This is a genomic window from Lacticaseibacillus paracasei subsp. paracasei, assembly GCF_000829035.1.
Lineage (GTDB): Bacteria > Bacillota > Bacilli > Lactobacillales > Lactobacillaceae > Lacticaseibacillus > Lacticaseibacillus paracasei.
The window spans coordinates 1634671-1650575 of the sequence record NZ_AP012541.1 but is presented as its reverse complement, the minus strand read 5'-3'; the positions used below and the strand labels follow the sequence as shown (position 1 = coordinate 1650575).

Annotated in this window: 17 protein-coding genes; 16 read left to right on the top strand and 1 reads right to left on the bottom strand. The window is 48.2% G+C overall.

All coding sequences use genetic code 11. The features are described from left to right. The first annotated feature begins 18 nt into the window (after positions 1 to 18). The 9 genes from LBPC_RS08090 (at position 19) to recN (ending at position 7374) form a co-directional block, all read left to right on the top strand. Positions 19 to 480 (top strand): Asp23/Gls24 family envelope stress response protein, encoded by a 462-nt coding sequence (locus tag LBPC_RS08090; RefSeq protein WP_003564665.1) that lies wholly within the window; start codon positions 19 to 21, stop codon positions 478 to 480. Between the two features lies 1 nt (position 481). Continuing rightward, positions 482 to 889 (top strand): transcription antitermination factor NusB, encoded by a 408-nt coding sequence (nusB, locus tag LBPC_RS08085; protein WP_003579493.1) that lies wholly within the window; start codon positions 482 to 484, stop codon positions 887 to 889. Between the two features lie 125 nt (positions 890 to 1014). After that, positions 1015 to 1866, top strand: a complete 852-nt coding sequence (gene folD / locus LBPC_RS08080) for a bifunctional methylenetetrahydrofolate dehydrogenase/methenyltetrahydrofolate cyclohydrolase FolD (protein ID WP_011674555.1) — start codon at positions 1015 to 1017, stop codon at positions 1864 to 1866. Then, positions 1859 to 3208 carry an exodeoxyribonuclease VII large subunit gene (gene xseA, locus LBPC_RS08075; RefSeq protein WP_003660684.1) on the top strand — a complete coding sequence of 450 codons (1350 nt, stop codon included), beginning with the start codon at positions 1859 to 1861 and terminating at the stop codon, positions 3206 to 3208. The genes folD and xseA overlap by 8 nt, the downstream gene beginning before the upstream one ends. Continuing rightward, positions 3201 to 3428 (top strand): exodeoxyribonuclease VII small subunit, encoded by a 228-nt coding sequence (locus LBPC_RS08070; protein ID WP_003564675.1) that lies wholly within the window; start codon positions 3201 to 3203, stop codon positions 3426 to 3428. The genes xseA and LBPC_RS08070 overlap by 8 nt, the downstream gene beginning before the upstream one ends. Beyond that, positions 3425 to 4276, top strand: coding sequence for a polyprenyl synthetase family protein (locus tag LBPC_RS08065; protein ID WP_003660686.1), 852 nt, complete (start codon positions 3425 to 3427; stop codon positions 4274 to 4276). Before LBPC_RS08070 ends, LBPC_RS08065 begins: the two co-directional genes overlap by 4 nt. Continuing rightward, the gene (locus tag LBPC_RS08060) at positions 4273 to 5103 is read left to right on the top strand and encodes a TlyA family rRNA (cytidine-2'-O)-methyltransferase (protein ID WP_003564679.1); all 831 of its coding nucleotides are present in this window, start codon (positions 4273 to 4275) and stop codon (positions 5101 to 5103) included. The genes LBPC_RS08065 and LBPC_RS08060 overlap by 4 nt, the downstream gene beginning before the upstream one ends. Positions 5104 to 5216: 113 nt before the next feature. Continuing rightward, positions 5217 to 5669, top strand: a complete 453-nt coding sequence (locus tag LBPC_RS08055; RefSeq protein WP_003570467.1) for an arginine repressor — start codon at positions 5217 to 5219, stop codon at positions 5667 to 5669. A gap of 4 nt (positions 5670 to 5673) precedes the next feature. Beyond that, entirely contained in the window at positions 5674 to 7374 is a 1701-nt protein-coding gene (gene recN, locus LBPC_RS08050; RefSeq protein WP_003660689.1) for a DNA repair protein RecN, read from the top strand. Positions 7375 to 7678: 304 nt separating this feature from the next. Here recN and LBPC_RS08045 read toward each other — a convergent pair whose 3' ends face one another. Further along, positions 7679 to 7981 carry a hypothetical protein gene (locus LBPC_RS08045; RefSeq protein WP_003564687.1) on the bottom strand — a complete coding sequence of 101 codons (303 nt, stop codon included), beginning with the start codon at positions 7979 to 7981 and terminating at the stop codon, positions 7679 to 7681. Positions 7982 to 8089: 108 nt separating this feature from the next. Here LBPC_RS08045 and LBPC_RS08040 point away from each other — a divergent pair, with 108 nt between their 5' ends. From LBPC_RS08040 to rsmB, 7 genes are all read left to right on the top strand, one after another. Beyond that, positions 8090 to 8776, top strand: coding sequence for a patatin-like phospholipase family protein (locus tag LBPC_RS08040; protein ID WP_011674554.1), 687 nt, complete (start codon positions 8090 to 8092; stop codon positions 8774 to 8776). Positions 8777 to 8842: 66 nt separating this feature from the next. Beyond that, on the top strand, positions 8843 to 9469 hold the full coding sequence (gene gmk / locus LBPC_RS08035; RefSeq protein WP_003564691.1) for a guanylate kinase: 627 nt from the start codon (positions 8843 to 8845) through the stop codon (positions 9467 to 9469). A gap of 66 nt (positions 9470 to 9535) precedes the next feature. Next, the gene (rpoZ, locus tag LBPC_RS08030) at positions 9536 to 9784 is read left to right on the top strand and encodes a DNA-directed RNA polymerase subunit omega (protein ID WP_003564692.1); all 249 of its coding nucleotides are present in this window, start codon (positions 9536 to 9538) and stop codon (positions 9782 to 9784) included. A 146-nt stretch (positions 9785 to 9930) separates the two neighbouring features. Next, the gene (gene coaBC / locus LBPC_RS08025; RefSeq protein WP_003660695.1) at positions 9931 to 11130 is read left to right on the top strand and encodes a bifunctional phosphopantothenoylcysteine decarboxylase/phosphopantothenate--cysteine ligase CoaBC; all 1200 of its coding nucleotides are present in this window, start codon (positions 9931 to 9933) and stop codon (positions 11128 to 11130) included. A 4-nt stretch (positions 11131 to 11134) separates the two neighbouring features. Beyond that, entirely contained in the window at positions 11135 to 13552 is a 2418-nt protein-coding gene (gene priA / locus LBPC_RS08020; protein ID WP_003660697.1) for a primosomal protein N', read from the top strand. A gap of 67 nt (positions 13553 to 13619) precedes the next feature. Beyond that, positions 13620 to 14576 carry a methionyl-tRNA formyltransferase gene (fmt, locus tag LBPC_RS08015; protein ID WP_003594697.1) on the top strand — a complete coding sequence of 319 codons (957 nt, stop codon included), beginning with the start codon at positions 13620 to 13622 and terminating at the stop codon, positions 14574 to 14576. Further along, on the top strand, positions 14563 to 15903 hold the full coding sequence (rsmB, locus tag LBPC_RS08010) for a 16S rRNA (cytosine(967)-C(5))-methyltransferase RsmB (RefSeq protein ID WP_003660700.1): 1341 nt from the start codon (positions 14563 to 14565) through the stop codon (positions 15901 to 15903). The genes fmt and rsmB overlap by 14 nt, the downstream gene beginning before the upstream one ends. The last annotated feature ends 2 nt before the right edge of the window (positions 15904 to 15905 follow it).

The window sequence follows — 15905 nt, the reverse complement described above, 5'->3', positions numbered from 1 at the left end:
GCTTAGGAGGTTCTCACGATGGCTGAAGAAACAAATATCATATTAGCGAATCGCACCGATGCACAGGGGACTATTGAGATTGTTCCTGAAGTTTTGGAAGTCATCTTGGGCATCGCGGCTAGTCAAGTAGATGGTGTGTATCAAATGCGCGGCTCACTGGGTGCTTCAATTAACGCCTGGTTCGGCCGGGCTAATCATGGCAAAGGCGTCAGTGTGACGGTGACGGATGATCAGATTGCCGCTGACGTTTATGTGTATCTAGACTATGGCGTCTCGGTTCCTAAAGTGGCACTGACGATGCAGGAACGGTTACGGGAACAGCTTTTGTTCATGACAGATTTGACGCTCAGCGAGGTTAATGTCCACGTTGTTGGCATCATTCCAGAAAAAGCTGAAAAAGTTGACCCTGATAATCTGTTCAACGACGATGATACCGACACTGACGATGCAGAAAGCGCTAGCGGCAAGGATGACGAATAAGATGGAATCACGACATGCGATCCGTGAGGCTGCTTTTCAGGCGCTGTTTGCCTTGGCAACCAATCCGGAAGCTGATAAAGATGCGGTGTATGCCGAAGTTTTACCTCAAGATACCGAGGTACCGGCTTATTTAACCACGCTGGTTGAGGGTGTTTTGAGTAAACAGGCTGATTTGGATGCTGCCTTGACGCCGCAATTAAAAAAAGGCTGGACCCTCAGTCGCTTGACGAAGCCGGATTTAATCATCCTGCGATTAGGTCTATACGAAATTCGTTATGAAGAAGCGATGCCGGAAGCTGCGGCGATTAATGAGGCCATCAATTTGGCAAAGCGTTACAGCGATGATCAATCAGCCAAGTTTGTGAATGGCATTTTGGCGAACTTCATCCAAGCAACGCCGCAAGCATAAGTCAACCGGTCAAAGGCATTTGCTTTGACCGGTTTTGATTTATCTTGCTTTGGTCGTACTATGTTCGCATATTGATAAGTGACGATTGCGCGCAACAAGCGCCGATAAAATGAGGAGTGAAGCTCTTGGCAACCCGACTAGATGGCAGAGCAGTTTCAAAGAAAATACTGGCAGACCTTAAGCAAACCATTGCTCAATTGGCACAACACGATGTGACGCCGACATTGGCAGTTGTTTTGGTGGGATCAAATCCGGCCAGTGAGGTTTATGTACGTAATAAACAGCGCCGTGCAGAAGATATTGGCGTTCGTTCTTTAATGTTTCGAATGCCTGAAGCGACAACGCAGGCGGACTTGCTGGCGAAGGTTGCCGAGTTGAATCATGATCCGGATATTGATGCTATTTTGGTTCAGTTGCCGTTACCAGCAGGACTTGATGAACAGGCGGTGATTGATGCTATCGATCCTGATAAAGATGTTGACGGGTTTAGTCCGGTTAGTGTAGGGCGGTTATGGGCCAATGAACCAACTGTTGTGGCGTCCACGCCTTATGGCATCATGGCGTTGTTGGATGCTTATGATATTGATGTTGCGGGCAAACGGGTTGTGATCATTGGCCGTTCAAACATTGTCGGTCGGCCGCTGGCTGGTTTAATGGTCAATCACGATGCCACCGTCACAATTGCGCATAGTAAAACCCGTGATCTTAAACAGCTGGCAAAAGAAGCTGATATTTTGGTGGTTGCTGTTGGGGTGCCGCATTTTATTGGTGCCGATGCGGTGAAACCAGGGGCAGTGGTCATTGACGTTGGTATTTCGCGTGGAGCTGACGGTAAGGTACTTGGGGATGTTGACGAAGCCGCGGTGGCGCCGATTGCCAGCGCCATCACGCCAGTACCAGGTGGTGTGGGGCCAATGACAATTGCTTCGCTCATGGCCCAGACAGTGACCTTGGCTAAGAGGCGAGCAAATGGTTGATGCCAGTCAATATTTAAGCGTCACGGCACTCACTCAATATCTCAAACGCAAATTTGATGCGGACCCTTACCTTGCCAAAGTCTATCTGACGGGTGAAATTTCCAATTATCGCAAACGTGTAGGTAATCAGTATTTCTCACTCAAAGACGATCACGCTAAAATCGGTGCGCTGATGTTTCGTAATGCCTTCAGCAAGGTTCAATTTGACCTTGAGGAAGGTATGAAAGTCCTAGTTGTTGGGCGAGTCAGTTTATATGAACCCAGCGGCGAATATCGTTTAATTGTCGAACATCTCGAACCAGATGGTGTGGGTGCGCTTTATCAAGCTTTTGAGCAACTGAAGAAAAAGTTGGCGGCTGAAGGGCTATTTGACCGCAACCAACGACCACTGCCACTCTTTCCCAAACGGGTGGCAGTTGTGACCAGCCCAAGTGGTGCCGTCATTCAAGATATCATGACGACGGTCGCACGCCGCTATCCGATTTTGCAATTAACGCTGTTCCCGGCAGTTGTCCAAGGCGATCAAGCCGCCGATTCACTGGTGAAACGATTAAACCAGATTAAAACAATAGGTGGATTCGATGCTGTGATCATTGGCCGCGGTGGTGGTTCAATTGAAGATCTTTGGCCTTTTAACGAGGAAAAAGTTGCGCGCGCATTGGTCGACATGCCGATGCCGGTTGTCAGCTCAGTGGGGCATGAAACCGATACAACCATTACCGATTTTATTGCCGATCGACGGGCGGCAACGCCAACTGCTGCGGCGGAAATTGTAACGCCCGTGACATTGATTGATGCGCTTAATCGAATTTCTGAAGATCGGGTGCGACTGGTCAATGCCATGCATAATCGGCTCAAAAATGCCGCGATTCGAGTGCAGCGTTCTGCACAAAGTGTTGTGTTGACGCAACCGGATCGACTTTATGATCAATACGTTCAGCGAGTCGATCAATTTCAACAACGGCTACAACAGAGTATGCATAATCGCCTGCGCGATGCTGATCATCGTTTGGCAATGGCAACTTCCCAATTGGATGGCCGGCAACTGTTTATCCGATTGGTCAATTTGCAGCGGCAAGTGACTGGGGATCGTCATCGCTTGGATCAAGCGATGCGCGGTTTGGTGAAAACTAAGCGTCAGGCATTTGCTAGTGCCGTGAGTGGCCTTGATCACCTAAGTCCGTTAAAAATCTTGGGCCGCGGATTTGCTTACGTGACCGATAAACAAGGTCAGATGCTGAAAAGTCTAAGTGACTACGAGCTAGATCAAGATATTCATATTCACGTGGCTGATGGACAAGTCGGCGCACACGTCACCACAAAGGAGAAAACACATGGCTGAACCTACTTTTGAAGAGAAACTTGCACAATTGGAAAACATCGTGAATCAGCTTGAGCAGGGCGATGTACCGCTGGAAAAGGCATTAGATCAATTTAAAGCCGGTGTTAAATTGAGTCAGGACCTTGAGAAAACATTAAAAACTGCAGAAAAAACCGTTACCGAAATGGTCAGTGACGATGGGACGACGCAACCATTTTCGCCAAAGGATGATCAGCAATGAGCCCTATGTTAGCAGGATGGCGCACAGCCGTTGAACAGACGTTGGACGAGCAATTAGCTGCTGTTGCTAACCCGCATTTGCGAGCGGCAATGGTTTATTCCGTGGAGGCAGGTGGCAAGCGCCTGCGACCATTGTTGTTGTTGAGTGTCGTGGCGATGTATGACGGTGTGATTGCTGATGCATTGCCGGCTGCTGCTGCTTTGGAATATGTGCATACTTATTCATTGATTCACGATGATCTGCCGGCAATGGACGACGATGATCTGCGCCGCGGGAAGCCGACCAATCATAAGCAGTTTGGCGAAGCCTTAGCGATTTTGGCTGGGGACGCCTTATTGACCGATGCGTTTGCCATCTTGAGCCGCGAGTATCCTGAAAAAGGCGCCGCATGTGTGCAGATTCTGGCCGAAGCCGCTGGCAGCAACGGTATGGTTGGTGGCCAAGTGCTCGATATGGACGGTGAAAACGAGCAGTACCATCTCGAAACTTTGAAACGCATGCATGAAGCTAAGACTGGGGCCTTGATCCAAGCCGCAATCGCGATGGGCGGGCTGTTTGTGACCATTCCGGAGACTGACCAAACAGCACTGGCTGATTTTTCGGCCGCTTTTGGCTTAGGATTTCAAATTAAAGATGATATTAACGATGTGACCAAAACAACGGCTGAACTCGGAAAAACGGCTGACAAAGATGTCATTGAGCATAAGAACACTTTTCCCGAGTTATTGGGGTTGGACGGTGCTATCCAAGCTTTGCAGGTAGAAATTGCAAAAGCAGAGACGGCGTTAAACGAATTGACAGTTGACGCGGCGCCATTGGCTGAGATTTTGGCGGTGTTGAAAGCATGACAAAAATCAAAAAAGAACGCGTTGATGTTTTGCTAGTTGAACAAGGTTTATTTGAATCTCGTGAGCAAGCAAAGCGATCAGTGATGGCTGGTGAAGTCTATGATCAGAACAATCAGCGACTCGACAAACCAGGCGTAAAAATTGCTGGCGATGCTATTTTGCATGTGAAAGGCAAAAAAATGCCTTATGTCAGTCGCGGTGGGTTGAAGTTAGCGAAAGCCTTGAAAGTCTTCAATATTGACTTGAAGGACAAAACCGTTTTGGATATCGGGGCCTCGACCGGCGGCTTCACAGACGTTGCCTTACAAAACGGCGCCAAGATGAGTTATGCATTAGACGTTGGCTATAATCAATTGGCGTGGAAACTGCGTGAAGATCCTCGGGTCAAAGTAATGGAGCGGGTTAACTTTCGGTATAGTAAGCCGGAAGACTTCACTGATGGTCCAGTTGAGTTTGCCATGACGGATGTCAGCTTTATTTCATTAAAGCTTATTTTGCCGCCGTTAAAAGCAATTCTGATTCCCGGTGGTCATGCGGTTGCCCTCATTAAGCCGCAATTTGAGGCGGGGCCTGCTAATGTTGGCAAACACGGGATTGTTCGCGATCCGCAGGTCCACCGAGACGTGCTGAAAATGATCGTTGATTTCGCACTTGAGGCTGGATACGATGTCTTGGGATTGGATTACAGTCCGATCAAAGGCGGCGAAGGTAATATTGAATTTTTAATTCATCTGCAAAATAGTGCGCAAACGCCTGGAAAAATGGCGCCTGATGTCGATATTGAAGAAACTTTGACTGCCGCTTATGGTGATTTACATCGGCCATAATGAATATTTATGCAAAAACTTGGTATCTGTCTAGTTCGTGCGCTATGCTATTGGTAAAGCTTTTGTTTGACTAGTTTTGATCGAACAAAGCCATCTATGACAGAGGTGAGCACATGCGCAAGCGCGAACGACAGGCAACCATTCAACGATTGATTCAAGATGAACCAATCGAACGTCAGGAAGACTTGGTTGCGCGATTGAATGAGCTGCATATTCCGGTCACGCAAGCAACCATTTCGCGTGATATTAAGGACATGCAGTTGATCAAAGTGCCTGCTGGTGAAGGCCATTATCGTTACAGTATGCCGGCAGAAAAACAATTGCCAGCCACTGATAAATTGCGGCGAACGCTCATCACCGCGATGAAGTGGGGTGAGGCCATGGATAATTTTATTCATTTGGCCTTATTGCCTGGGACAGCGGCAGCAGTTGAGACTTTAATTGAACAACTGGATGATCAGCGTATTTTTGCGACCATCAGCGGGGATGCGTCTATTTTGATCATCTGCCGGTCTGCAAAATATGCAACGGCAGTGTTGGCTGAACTTGAAGCAATGGTGGGGTGAAGCGATGTTACAAGAGTTAGCGATTCATGATTTCGCCATCATTGATCATCTGGCGCTGAGTTTTCAGCCCGGTATGACCGCTTTGACAGGGGAAACAGGTGCCGGTAAGTCGATCATTATCGATGCAGTTGGCTTGTTGGCAGGTGGCCGCGGCTCAGTCGATTTTATTCGTACCGGCACCACTAAGGCCAGTTTAGAAGGTCTCTTTGATGCGCAAGAAAATCCGGCAACAGAGGCTAAGCTGCAAGCATATGGGGTCATGGATCCAGATCAAAATGACACCGTACTGTTGCAGCGCGAGATTTTTCGCACTGGCCGTAATGTTTGTCGTGTGAACGGGCATCTGGTCAATACAACGACCTTGAAGGCGATCGGCGAAACGCTGGTTGATATTCACGGGCAAAATGAACACCAACAGCTCATGCATCCAGAAACGCATCTAGGGTTATTGGATTCGTTTGCCGGCGATGACTTGCTGAAATTGCGGCAACAATACGCTGATGTTTATCACGATTATCAACGGACCTTGCGTGCCGTGAAGCAAAAACAGGCAAATGAGCAAGAATGGGCACAACGCTTGGATATGTTGAAATTTCAGGTGGGTGAGATTCAAAGTGCCAATCTGCAGCCGCATGAAGATACGGATCTTACTGCAGAACGTGAAAGGCTTGCCAATTTTCAAAAGATTAATTCAGCATTGCAGGAGAGCTATGCTTTATTGAGTGATGAAGAAGTGAATGCGCTTGATCAAATCGGTCAGGCCATGTCGAGTATGCAAAGTATTGCTGATCTTGATACGAATTTTGCTGCCATTGCTGACAATTTGCAAAGCGCCTATTACAGCTTGCAAGATGTCCAAAATGACTTGTCGAAGGAATTGGATGATCAGGAATTTGACGAAGGTCGGCTGGATGAAGTCGAAAAGCGGCTTGATCTATTTAATCAGTTAAAGCGCAAATATGGGGAATCGCTTGATGAAGTGATCGCCTATGGCAAGCGGGCCGCGACTGAATTGAACCAAATGGAACAAGCAGAAACTTCGGTTGAAGATCTTGATACGACATTGAAGGCATCCCAGAATCAGTTGCAGAAGCTGGGAACGGCTTTGTCAAAACGCCGCCATGCCGCCGCTAAGCAATTGACGAAAGCGATTCACGAGCAGTTAGCATCATTGTATATGGAAAAAACAGTTTTTTCGGTGCATTTTGCTAAGGCAAAGGATTTTCGGGCTGATGGACTGGATGAGGTTGAATTTTATATTCAAACAAATCCTGGTGAGTCAGCTAAACCGTTAGCTAAAATTGCCTCTGGCGGTGAATTGTCGCGGTTGATGTTAGCGATGAAGACGATTTTTGCGAAAACAGAAGGTGTGACGGCTATCATTTTTGATGAGGTCGATACCGGCGTTTCCGGTCGAGTTGCGCAGGCGATTGCCAATAAGATTAGCTTGATTGCTAAGTCTTCGCAGGTGTTGTGCATCACCCATTTGCCTCAGGTGGCGGCGATGGCTGATCATGAATATGTCATCAGTAAGGCGGTTCATAATGGCCGCACTACGACGCAAGTTCTGAAATTAACCGATCAGGCCCGCGTTGATGAGATTGCGCGAATGCTAGCTGGGGAGAAAATCACTAAGCTGACAGTTGAACATGCGGAAGAATTGTTGAAAATGGCAGACGAATTCAAACATGGACGCATGAGTTAAGTGACTGAATTGTCTACGACAGTACATCTGGTCAATGATTTCTTTGCTTTGCCGGTATCAGTTTTAGTTTCCAATAAGTGATCTATGCCAAACGAAAGACGCCTGATTTTCCATATTTAGGAAAATCAGGCGTCTTTATATAGCAGCTAGAAAGAAACCCTAGTGTCGTTTTAGTTGGTGGTGATGAATCCCATCTGAATTAAATGCCATTCATGCAAGCCCAAAAATTCGGATTCGATGATCAGCAGCCTGCGATGAATGGCATGATGGTAGCGCGCGACACTGCGCAACCGGCCAACACCGATCATTTAAATCGTTTAATGTAGGATACCTCCGCTTCGGTGATGATCCGATAGACGTTACTATGGTATGCTTTGACCAGATACCGTTTCTCACCCAATGGCCGAGTAATGCGACCGATAAATGGCGGCCGATCTTGATCAAAGAACAGCGCCACTTGATACTGGCGATGCATGGCCTGATCAAGGAAAAGATCAAGCTGATGGGAAGGCATTTTTGCATTTGGTGCCGCCAAATCGAAGAATTCACGATAAGATGCGACGAGATGACGGGTAACGGTTTGCAGTGCAGATGATTTGTTTTCCATGATCAAGCCTCCGAACATTTGTTTGTAATTTCATTATACGAACAAGCGTTCAAAGTTGCAACTAGTTTTTTTAAATCAGTGGATCACGCCGTTTGGGGGGAACAAGCGATGGCAACAATAGCAGTTGTTTTTGGCGGCGGTGCTGCCCACGGCGCATACCAAGCCGGTGTGTGGGCCGTATTGGGGCCGCGATTACGTCCGACATTTGTGATTGGGTCGTCAATTGGCGCCATCAATGCTGCCGGAACCGCCCGTATGCTGCCCGAGCAAGTACCACAATGGTGGCAGCATTTTTCCGAAGCAAAAGTGAATGGACCGATCTTTTTGCGGCGTCATTTTGTGCCAGTATTAGATCGAATGCTGCAAGCCCCCAAACTCGATTCGCGGGCGGTGTTAGCAGTGACAACCAGTGTCCCGGATTTTCAAGCACATGTGACCCGACTGGATGTGTTGACTGCACCTGAGGCGCGGGAGTGGTTGCTTGCTTCAAGCGCCATGCCAGGCGTTTTTTCGCCAGTTGAGCGGGCCGGGGTGAGTTATGTTGATGGCGGGGTTGTTAATGACTTGCCTGTTGACATTGCGCGGCAAATTGGTGCTGATTATGTCATCGCGATTAGCGGCGAAGGAATTGGCCGCATTGGCTCTGATCATGGCGATCTCTATCTTAAACCCAGTGAGCGGCTGCCTGGACTGTTTAATTTTCGGCCTGAAGCCATCGCTAATATGATTGCTTTGGGGCGCCGTGATGCTCAGATTGCCCTCAAACGGGCGCACTTTTCACCATTTCACCGGTGATGCAGTTGAAATCAGCCTCGAAAAAGTGCAAAATGTTCAGTAATACTTAACGAAAGAGGTTCACACATGCACGAGCGGGGAATGCTAATTGTTTTGTCCGGGCCCAGTGGTGTCGGTAAGGGAACGGTTCGGCAAGCAATGCTGGATGGTAATTATCGAGATTTTCAATATTCAATTTCAATGACGACACGGCAAATGCGGCCTGGTGAGGTTGATGGTGTCGATTATTACTTTAGGACGAAAGCCCAGTTTGAGCACGAAATTGCGACAGGTGGTATGCTGGAGTATGCGAAATATGTTGAGAATTACTACGGCACACCGTTAAAATATGTGAACGAAACTTTGGATGCCGGCCGCGATGTTCTACTGGAGATCGAGGTTAACGGTGCCATGCAGGTTCGCAAAAAATGTCCAAACGGTGTCTTCATCTTCTTGACACCACCAGATCTTAGCGAGTTGCGCCACCGGTTGAAAGGACGCGGCACGGATGATGATGTGACCATTGATAAACGGATTCGCAAAGCAGCTTCGGAAATCACCATGATGGAAAATTATGATTATGCCGTGGTGAATGATAAAGTTGATTTAGCAGTTAAGCGCATCGAACGTATTATTGAAAGCGAGCACTTGCGGGTGCCACGCGTCATTGATCGTTACAAGGGCATGTTAGCAAGTGCAGATTTGGCAAGATAGTTGTCTGTGGCTGGCTCGCATAGCGCGGGGTTCATGCCCATCTATTAGAAAAAGGAGTTTCATCTCATGATTATTTATCCTTCGATTGATAAACTATTGGAAAAGGTGCCGTCCCGTTATTCGCTAGCCGTATTGGCGGCAAAACGTGCCCATGAATTAGAATCTGGTGATTTGAAGATGTTGTCAGATTATAAGTCTGATAAAAGTGTTGGCAAAGCGCTTGAAGAAATTGCGGCTGGCGATGTCATCATTGATCCTAAGTCTAAAATGCTTGAGCGTGATGCAGAAAAATTGGATCGCAAGGATCAGGAATAAGCGATCGATCGTTCTGGCTGTCTGATGACAATGGCGTTTAAAGACGGCTGGCAATACAGGAGGCAGTGGCGCTTAAAAGTGCTCCTGCCTCTTTTTAGTGTGCGTTTGGTATAATGGTCCTAGCTTGAAGTGCGAAAGGAGTCGACATGAAGAAGCAACATATTGCCTTGTTTGTCACTGGCGGGATTGCCGCTTATAAAGTGCCATTACTGGTCCGAGCCTTAATCAAAGCAGGCCATGATGTACGGGTTGAGATGACCAAAAGTGCGGAACGATTTGTCACGCCGGAGACGTTGGCTATCGTCAGCAAGGCGGCTGTATTGACAGACGGGCATGAATTTGATCATCCTGAACATGTTGCCCATGTGGCATTGGCACATTGGGCGGATCTTGGTGTTGTGGTACCGGCAACGGCCAATACGTTGGCTAAACTGGCGAACGGCCTTGCTGATAATGTTGTGACGACGACACTGCTGGCAATGCAGGCACCAAAGTTGTTGGTCCCGGCCATGAACGACCAGATGTGGCAAAATCCGCAGACGCAAAAGAATATTGCTAGTTTGATGACTGAACAAAATTATCTCGTGCTTCCACCTGAAACTGGCTTGTTAGCGGAAGGCTATGCCGGTATCGGGAGAATGCCTGAGCCAGAACGGATTGCCTTATTCATCGAAAGTTTAGATGACCCGCGGTTACGTGGTCGCCGTATCATCGTTTCTGCCGGCGGAACCAAAGAACGACTTGATCCTGTCCGCTACCTTACAAACGACTCTTCAGGTAAGATGGGCACGGCGATTGCCAATGCCGCGGCCGGAGCTGGTGCCGAAGTGACGCTGGTCACAACGCGACAGTTACCAGTTGTTCCCGGTGTGACAGTCAAACAAGTCGAAAGTGCCCAATCCATGGCAGACACAATTGATGCCGAATTTACCGAAGCAGACGCGGTTATCATGGCAGCGGCAGTTGCTGATTATCGGTTGCCAACCGTCAGTGATCACAAGTTAAAGAAGACTGATGCGACTTCTGGACTGACGCTGAATTTGGTTCAGAATCCGGACATTTTGGCATCACTTGGCCGTAAAAAAACGCATCAGATATTGATTGGGTTTGCGGCTGAGACCAATGATCTTTTGAAAAATGCGCAACTTAAATTAACTAAGAAAAATGCTGATATGATTGTGGCCAATCACGTTGATGCGACTCACGGATTCAACACTGATACGAATGCTGTGACGTTATTGCGGCCAGAACAGGCACCAGTGACCTTGCCGGAAATGCCCAAGCCAAAAGTCGCTGCTGCTTTGATTGAGCAACTTGCAACGATGTTAGCAAAACAAAAGGGGTGAGCGCTTGGCAATTGTTGCCAAGGTGATCGTGGATGTGCCCACGATGCAAACAGATCGACCGTTTGATTATCTTGTACCTGCGCGCTTAGAAGACGCTTTGCAGGCGGGAATGCGGGTCTGGGTCCAGTTTGGCAAAGGTGCGCGAAAAGTGAGCGGCATGGTCGTGTCAGTCTCCGACCAAAGCGACTATGACGGTCAATTGAAACCATTGTTAGATGTCCTTGATCCGGCCCCGGTTTTGGATCACGAATTATTAAAGCTATCGAAGTGGTTGGCGCAAACAACGTATTCTTTTTGGATTGCGTGCATGCAGACAATGTTGCCAACTATGTTGAAAATCGATGCGGTAAAAGTTGCTGAACCGGTTAAGCTGACGGCTGATGAACAACAAAAATATTTTGGAACGGCTGACAGTCTGGCGATCGGTAGCTTGAACGCTGAACAGCAAGTTGCAGTGATGAAATTGGCGCAAGCAGGTAAAGTTGCTATTTCATATTTAAAAAAGGATCGTGCTCGGGTTAAAAAAATCTTTTACTTGATCCCGCAATTATCACTGGAGCAAGCGGCTGCCGAGCGTGAACACGTGCGTAAAAACGCCGCCAAGCAACTTAAACTGTTAACTTTAATTGGTGAATGGGCTGCTAACAATCAGCATCCTGCTTTGATGACCGTTGAACATCAATATGGCCTGACAAAGCCGGTGATTAATCAGGCAGTCGAAAAAGGCTGGCTGAAGCTTGAAGGCCACGAGACTTACCGCGATCCTTATCCGGAACTGCAGCATCAACCGTTGACGAAGCCGTTGCCGCTCACGCCAGAACAACAGACGATTGTGACGCAAATTAACGCTGCCGTTGCCGAAAGGGATCCTAAAACATTTTTGTTAGAAGGGGTCACCGGCTCTGGCAAAACAGAAATCTATTTGCAGGTGATTGCACGAGTTTTAGCCGCGGGACAGACAGCTTTGATGCTTGTGCCGGAAATTGCGTTGACGCCGCAAATGGTCAATCGCGTAAAAGGCCGTTTTGGGACGCATGTTGCCGTGATGCACTCTGGCTTGTCTGATGGCGAAAAGTATGATGAATGGCGCCGAATTGCGCGCGGCGAGGCTCAGGTCGTTGTCGGCGCACGATCGGCAGCATTTGCGCCGTTAAAAAACATCGGCGTTTTCATCATGGATGAAGAGCACGAGACCAGCTACAAACAAGATTCGGCGCCACGCTATCACGCCCGTGACGTTTTGTTAAAACGGGCACAGATTCACCATGCACCGGTTGTGTTGGGCTCAGCAACACCTTCATTGGAGTCGCGCGCTCGAGCGGAAAAGGGCGTTTATACACTGCTGCGGCTGCCGCATCGGATTAACGATCAACCATTACCGCCAGTGCATATTGTTGATATGCGGGAAGCCTTTGCGCACGGCGCGCAAGAGGACTTTTCGGGCCCGCTGCTTGACGCCTTGAGAATTCGACTACAGCGACAGGAACAAAGTGTGTTGCTCTTGAATCGGCGCGGTTATTCAAGTTTTGTGATGTGTCGCGATTGCGGCTATGTGGCAAAATGTCCGAACTGTGACATTAGTCTGACGCTGCACATGGACACACACACCTTGAAATGTCATTATTGCGGCCATGAGGAACCGATTCCACATCGTTGCCCAAACTGCGGTTCTGATAAAATTCGCTATTACGGTACTGGCACCCAAAAGGTCGAGGCGAAGTTGCAGCAGTTGCTGCCAGATGCCCGAATCTTGCGAATGGATGTTGATACCACTCGGCGCAAAGGTGGCCATGCGCGGATCTTAGATGCGTTTGGTGACCATCAGGCCGATATCTTACTGGGTACGCAAATGATCGCAAAGGGACTGGATTTTCCCGATGTGACTTTAGTTGGTGTCATTAATGCGGACACAGCGCTCGGCCTGCCGGATTTTCGGGCGAGTGAGAAGACCTTTCAGTTGCTCACACAGGTGAGTGGCCGGGCTGGTCGGGCGGACAAACCCGGTGAAGTCTTCGTTCAGACCTTCAATCCAGATCATTATGCCATTCAATACGCCAAACGGCAGGACTACGAAGGCTTTTTCCGGCAAGAGATGGCCATTCGGCATCGCGGCAATTATCCACCATATTTTTATTCAACGAAAATCGCTGTGAGCCATGTTGATGAAACACAGGCGGCTAAGGCTATCTTTTCTTTGGCAAAAGAATTACGTGAGCATCTATCCGATCAGGTCATCATGCTTGGCCCGACACCAGGACCGATTGCTCGTTTGAAAAATCGCTATATTTACCAAATCGTTCTAAAATATAAACACGAGCCGGCGTTAGCGGCAACCCTGCAGCATATTTTGGAAGAGACCCAGCAAAGCAGTCGTCACGGCTTTTTAGTCGCGATTGATCCAGAACCGTTGGCATTTGTTTAAACGTCTTAACCTGTTCCATGGCAAAATAGGCACCAACCTACCAGCAACTCATCGTTTGGAGGAAAAAATGACTTCAGTAATTTTTTTAGGTACACCCGAATTTGCTGTCCCGATTCTTGAAGGACTGATTGCCCAGCATTACGACATTCTTGCCGTGATGACGCAACCCGATCGTAAAGTTGGCCGCAAGCAGCGGCTGGCGGCTAGCCCAGTTAAACAGGCGGCGCAGAAACATGATATCCCGGTTTTGCAACCGGAAAAATTGAGTGGCAGCCCAGAGCTGGCGCAAGCCATCGCCATGGCACCAGACTTGATTGTCACGGCGGCATATGGCCAATTTTTACCAACAAAATTTTTAGAAGCAGCCAAAATTATCGCTGTGAATGTGCACGGTTCGCTGTTGCCAAAATATCGCGGTGGCGCACCGATTCAGTACAGCATTATGAATGGCGATTCAGAAACTGGCGTCACGATTATCGAAATGGTGAAGAAAATGGATGCTGGTGATATGTTTGCGCAGGCAAAACTGCCATTGACGCGTGCTGATGATACGGGAACCGTTTTTGCCAAATTGTCATTGCTCGGTCGCGATTTGTTACTAGAAACGTTGCCGAAGATCATTGCTGGCACGGCTACCCGGACCCCTCAAGATCCAGATAAAGTGACCTTTTCGCCGACTATTACCAAAGAGCAAGAGCATCTTAATATTCATCTGCCAGCCAAGGCCCTTGATCAATGGATTCGGGCGTTGCGTCCCGATGTCGGCGGGTATGTTTATTTAAATGGTCAACGGACGAAGTTGTGGGCGATTACGCCGCTATCAGCAGGATCAACGCTTCCTGCTGGCAGTATTGTTGAACGGGATAAGCATCGTTTGGTGATGGTTGCCGGCCAACAAACCACTTTCCAAGTGGATGAACTACAACCGGCTGGCAAGGCTAAACAATCAATTGCCGACTTTTTGAATGGACCGGGCCAACAATTGGTCTCAGGACAGCAGGTGATTACTGATGACCCCGAATAATCCGCGTTTATTAGCTGTTGAAACCCTGTCGCGAGTCACTGGGCAAGGTGGCTATTCAAATCTGACATTGGATCACGTGATTAATAGTCACAAGTTGACGCCGCGTGATGCTGGCTTGCTGACAAACATCGTTTATGGTGTGATCCAGCATCAGCTGACGTTGGATTTTTATCTGGCACCTTTCATCAAAGGCCGGAAACTCGACAATTGGATTCGGTGTTTGCTTGATACAGCCGTTTATCAACTGCAGTATCTTGATAAAGTACCAGCACGCGCGGTTTTTTTTGATAGTACAGAAATTGCCAAGAAACTTGGACATCAAGGAATCGCCAAATTTGTGACTGGGGTTTTGCGAAATGCTCAGCGAACTGGTTTTCCTGACCCAGCCGCAATCGCTGATCCTGTGAAGCGATTGTCAATCGAAAGCAGTACGCCGGTGTGGCTTGTTGAAAAATTGACGGCACAACTGGGTGAACCGAAAACCCGTGCCATTTTGAATGTCATCAATGTCCCAGCGCATGCTTCACTGCGCGTCAACACGACGAAAATCACCCCAGCTGCCTTGCTTGCTTCTTTAAAGCCGGAATTCCCCGATTTGAAGGAAAGTCCTTTGACCCCAATTGGCCTCATTGCACCTAGTGGCCACTTAGCAGGGACATCCGCATTTGTCAAAGGTGAGTATACGATGCAAGATGAAAGTTCGATGCTGGTGGCCCCAAGTCTAGACATCCAGCCTGGGGATGTTGTTTTGGATGCTTGTGCCGCTCCTGGCGGTAAAACCACCCACATTGCTCAGTATCTTGATCCAAAACAAGGCGGACAAGTGACGGCGCTTGATCTGCACGCCAACAAAGTGCGTTTGATCAATAAAAACGCTAAACGCTTGGGCTTGACGGACCGCATTCATGCACAGGTGCTGGATGCACGTAAGGTTGCGACAACATTTCCTGCCAATTCTTTTGACAAAATTTTGGTGGATGCCCCTTGTTCCGGATTAGGTTTAATTCGACGTAAACCGGAAATCAAGTACACAAAAACGCCTGAAGATCCGGCGCATTTACAACAAATTCAGCTAGCAATCTTAAATAGTGTGGCACCAACCTTAAAAATCGGTGGTCGCCTGACGTATAGTACATGTACAATGGTGAAAGAAGAGAATCAAGATGTGGTTGCACAATTTTTGGCGGCTCATCCTGAGTTCGAGCAAGTTTCAGTACCAACCTTGAAGCCATTGCACAAGGCGCATAACGCACCAGCGCTGCAACTGTTTCCAGATGATTATGATACAGACGGATTTTTCATTGCCAGTTTGATTCGTCGCAAATGAGG

What these genes read in the sequence shown, in the direction of transcription:
- LBPC_RS08055 (WP_003570467.1), top strand. Translation starts at nt 5,217, where the DNA reads ATGCGCAAGCGCGAACGACAGGCAACCATTCAACGATTGATTCAAGAT.
- rpoZ (WP_003564692.1), top strand. Translation starts at nt 9,536, where the DNA reads ATGATTATTTATCCTTCGATTGATAAACTATTGGAAAAGGTGCCGTCC.
- fmt (WP_003594697.1), top strand. Translation starts at nt 13,620, where the DNA reads ATGACTTCAGTAATTTTTTTAGGTACACCCGAATTTGCTGTCCCGATT.
- gmk (WP_003564691.1), top strand. Translation starts at nt 8,843, where the DNA reads ATGCACGAGCGGGGAATGCTAATTGTTTTGTCCGGGCCCAGTGGTGTC.
- rsmB (WP_003660700.1), top strand. Translation starts at nt 14,563, where the DNA reads ATGACCCCGAATAATCCGCGTTTATTAGCTGTTGAAACCCTGTCGCGA.
- xseA (WP_003660684.1), top strand. Translation starts at nt 1,859, where the DNA reads ATGGTTGATGCCAGTCAATATTTAAGCGTCACGGCACTCACTCAATAT.
- coaBC (WP_003660695.1), top strand. Translation starts at nt 9,931, where the DNA reads ATGAAGAAGCAACATATTGCCTTGTTTGTCACTGGCGGGATTGCCGCT.
- LBPC_RS08065 (WP_003660686.1), top strand. Translation starts at nt 3,425, where the DNA reads ATGAGCCCTATGTTAGCAGGATGGCGCACAGCCGTTGAACAGACGTTG.
- LBPC_RS08060 (WP_003564679.1), top strand. Translation starts at nt 4,273, where the DNA reads ATGACAAAAATCAAAAAAGAACGCGTTGATGTTTTGCTAGTTGAACAA.
- LBPC_RS08045 (WP_003564687.1), bottom strand. Translation starts at nt 7,981, where the DNA reads ATGGAAAACAAATCATCTGCACTGCAAACCGTTACCCGTCATCTCGTC.
- LBPC_RS08070 (WP_003564675.1), top strand. Translation starts at nt 3,201, where the DNA reads ATGGCTGAACCTACTTTTGAAGAGAAACTTGCACAATTGGAAAACATC.
- recN (WP_003660689.1), top strand. Translation starts at nt 5,674, where the DNA reads ATGTTACAAGAGTTAGCGATTCATGATTTCGCCATCATTGATCATCTG.
- LBPC_RS08040 (WP_011674554.1), top strand. Translation starts at nt 8,090, where the DNA reads ATGGCAACAATAGCAGTTGTTTTTGGCGGCGGTGCTGCCCACGGCGCA.
- nusB (WP_003579493.1), top strand. Translation starts at nt 482, where the DNA reads ATGGAATCACGACATGCGATCCGTGAGGCTGCTTTTCAGGCGCTGTTT.
- LBPC_RS08090 (WP_003564665.1), top strand. Translation starts at nt 19, where the DNA reads ATGGCTGAAGAAACAAATATCATATTAGCGAATCGCACCGATGCACAG.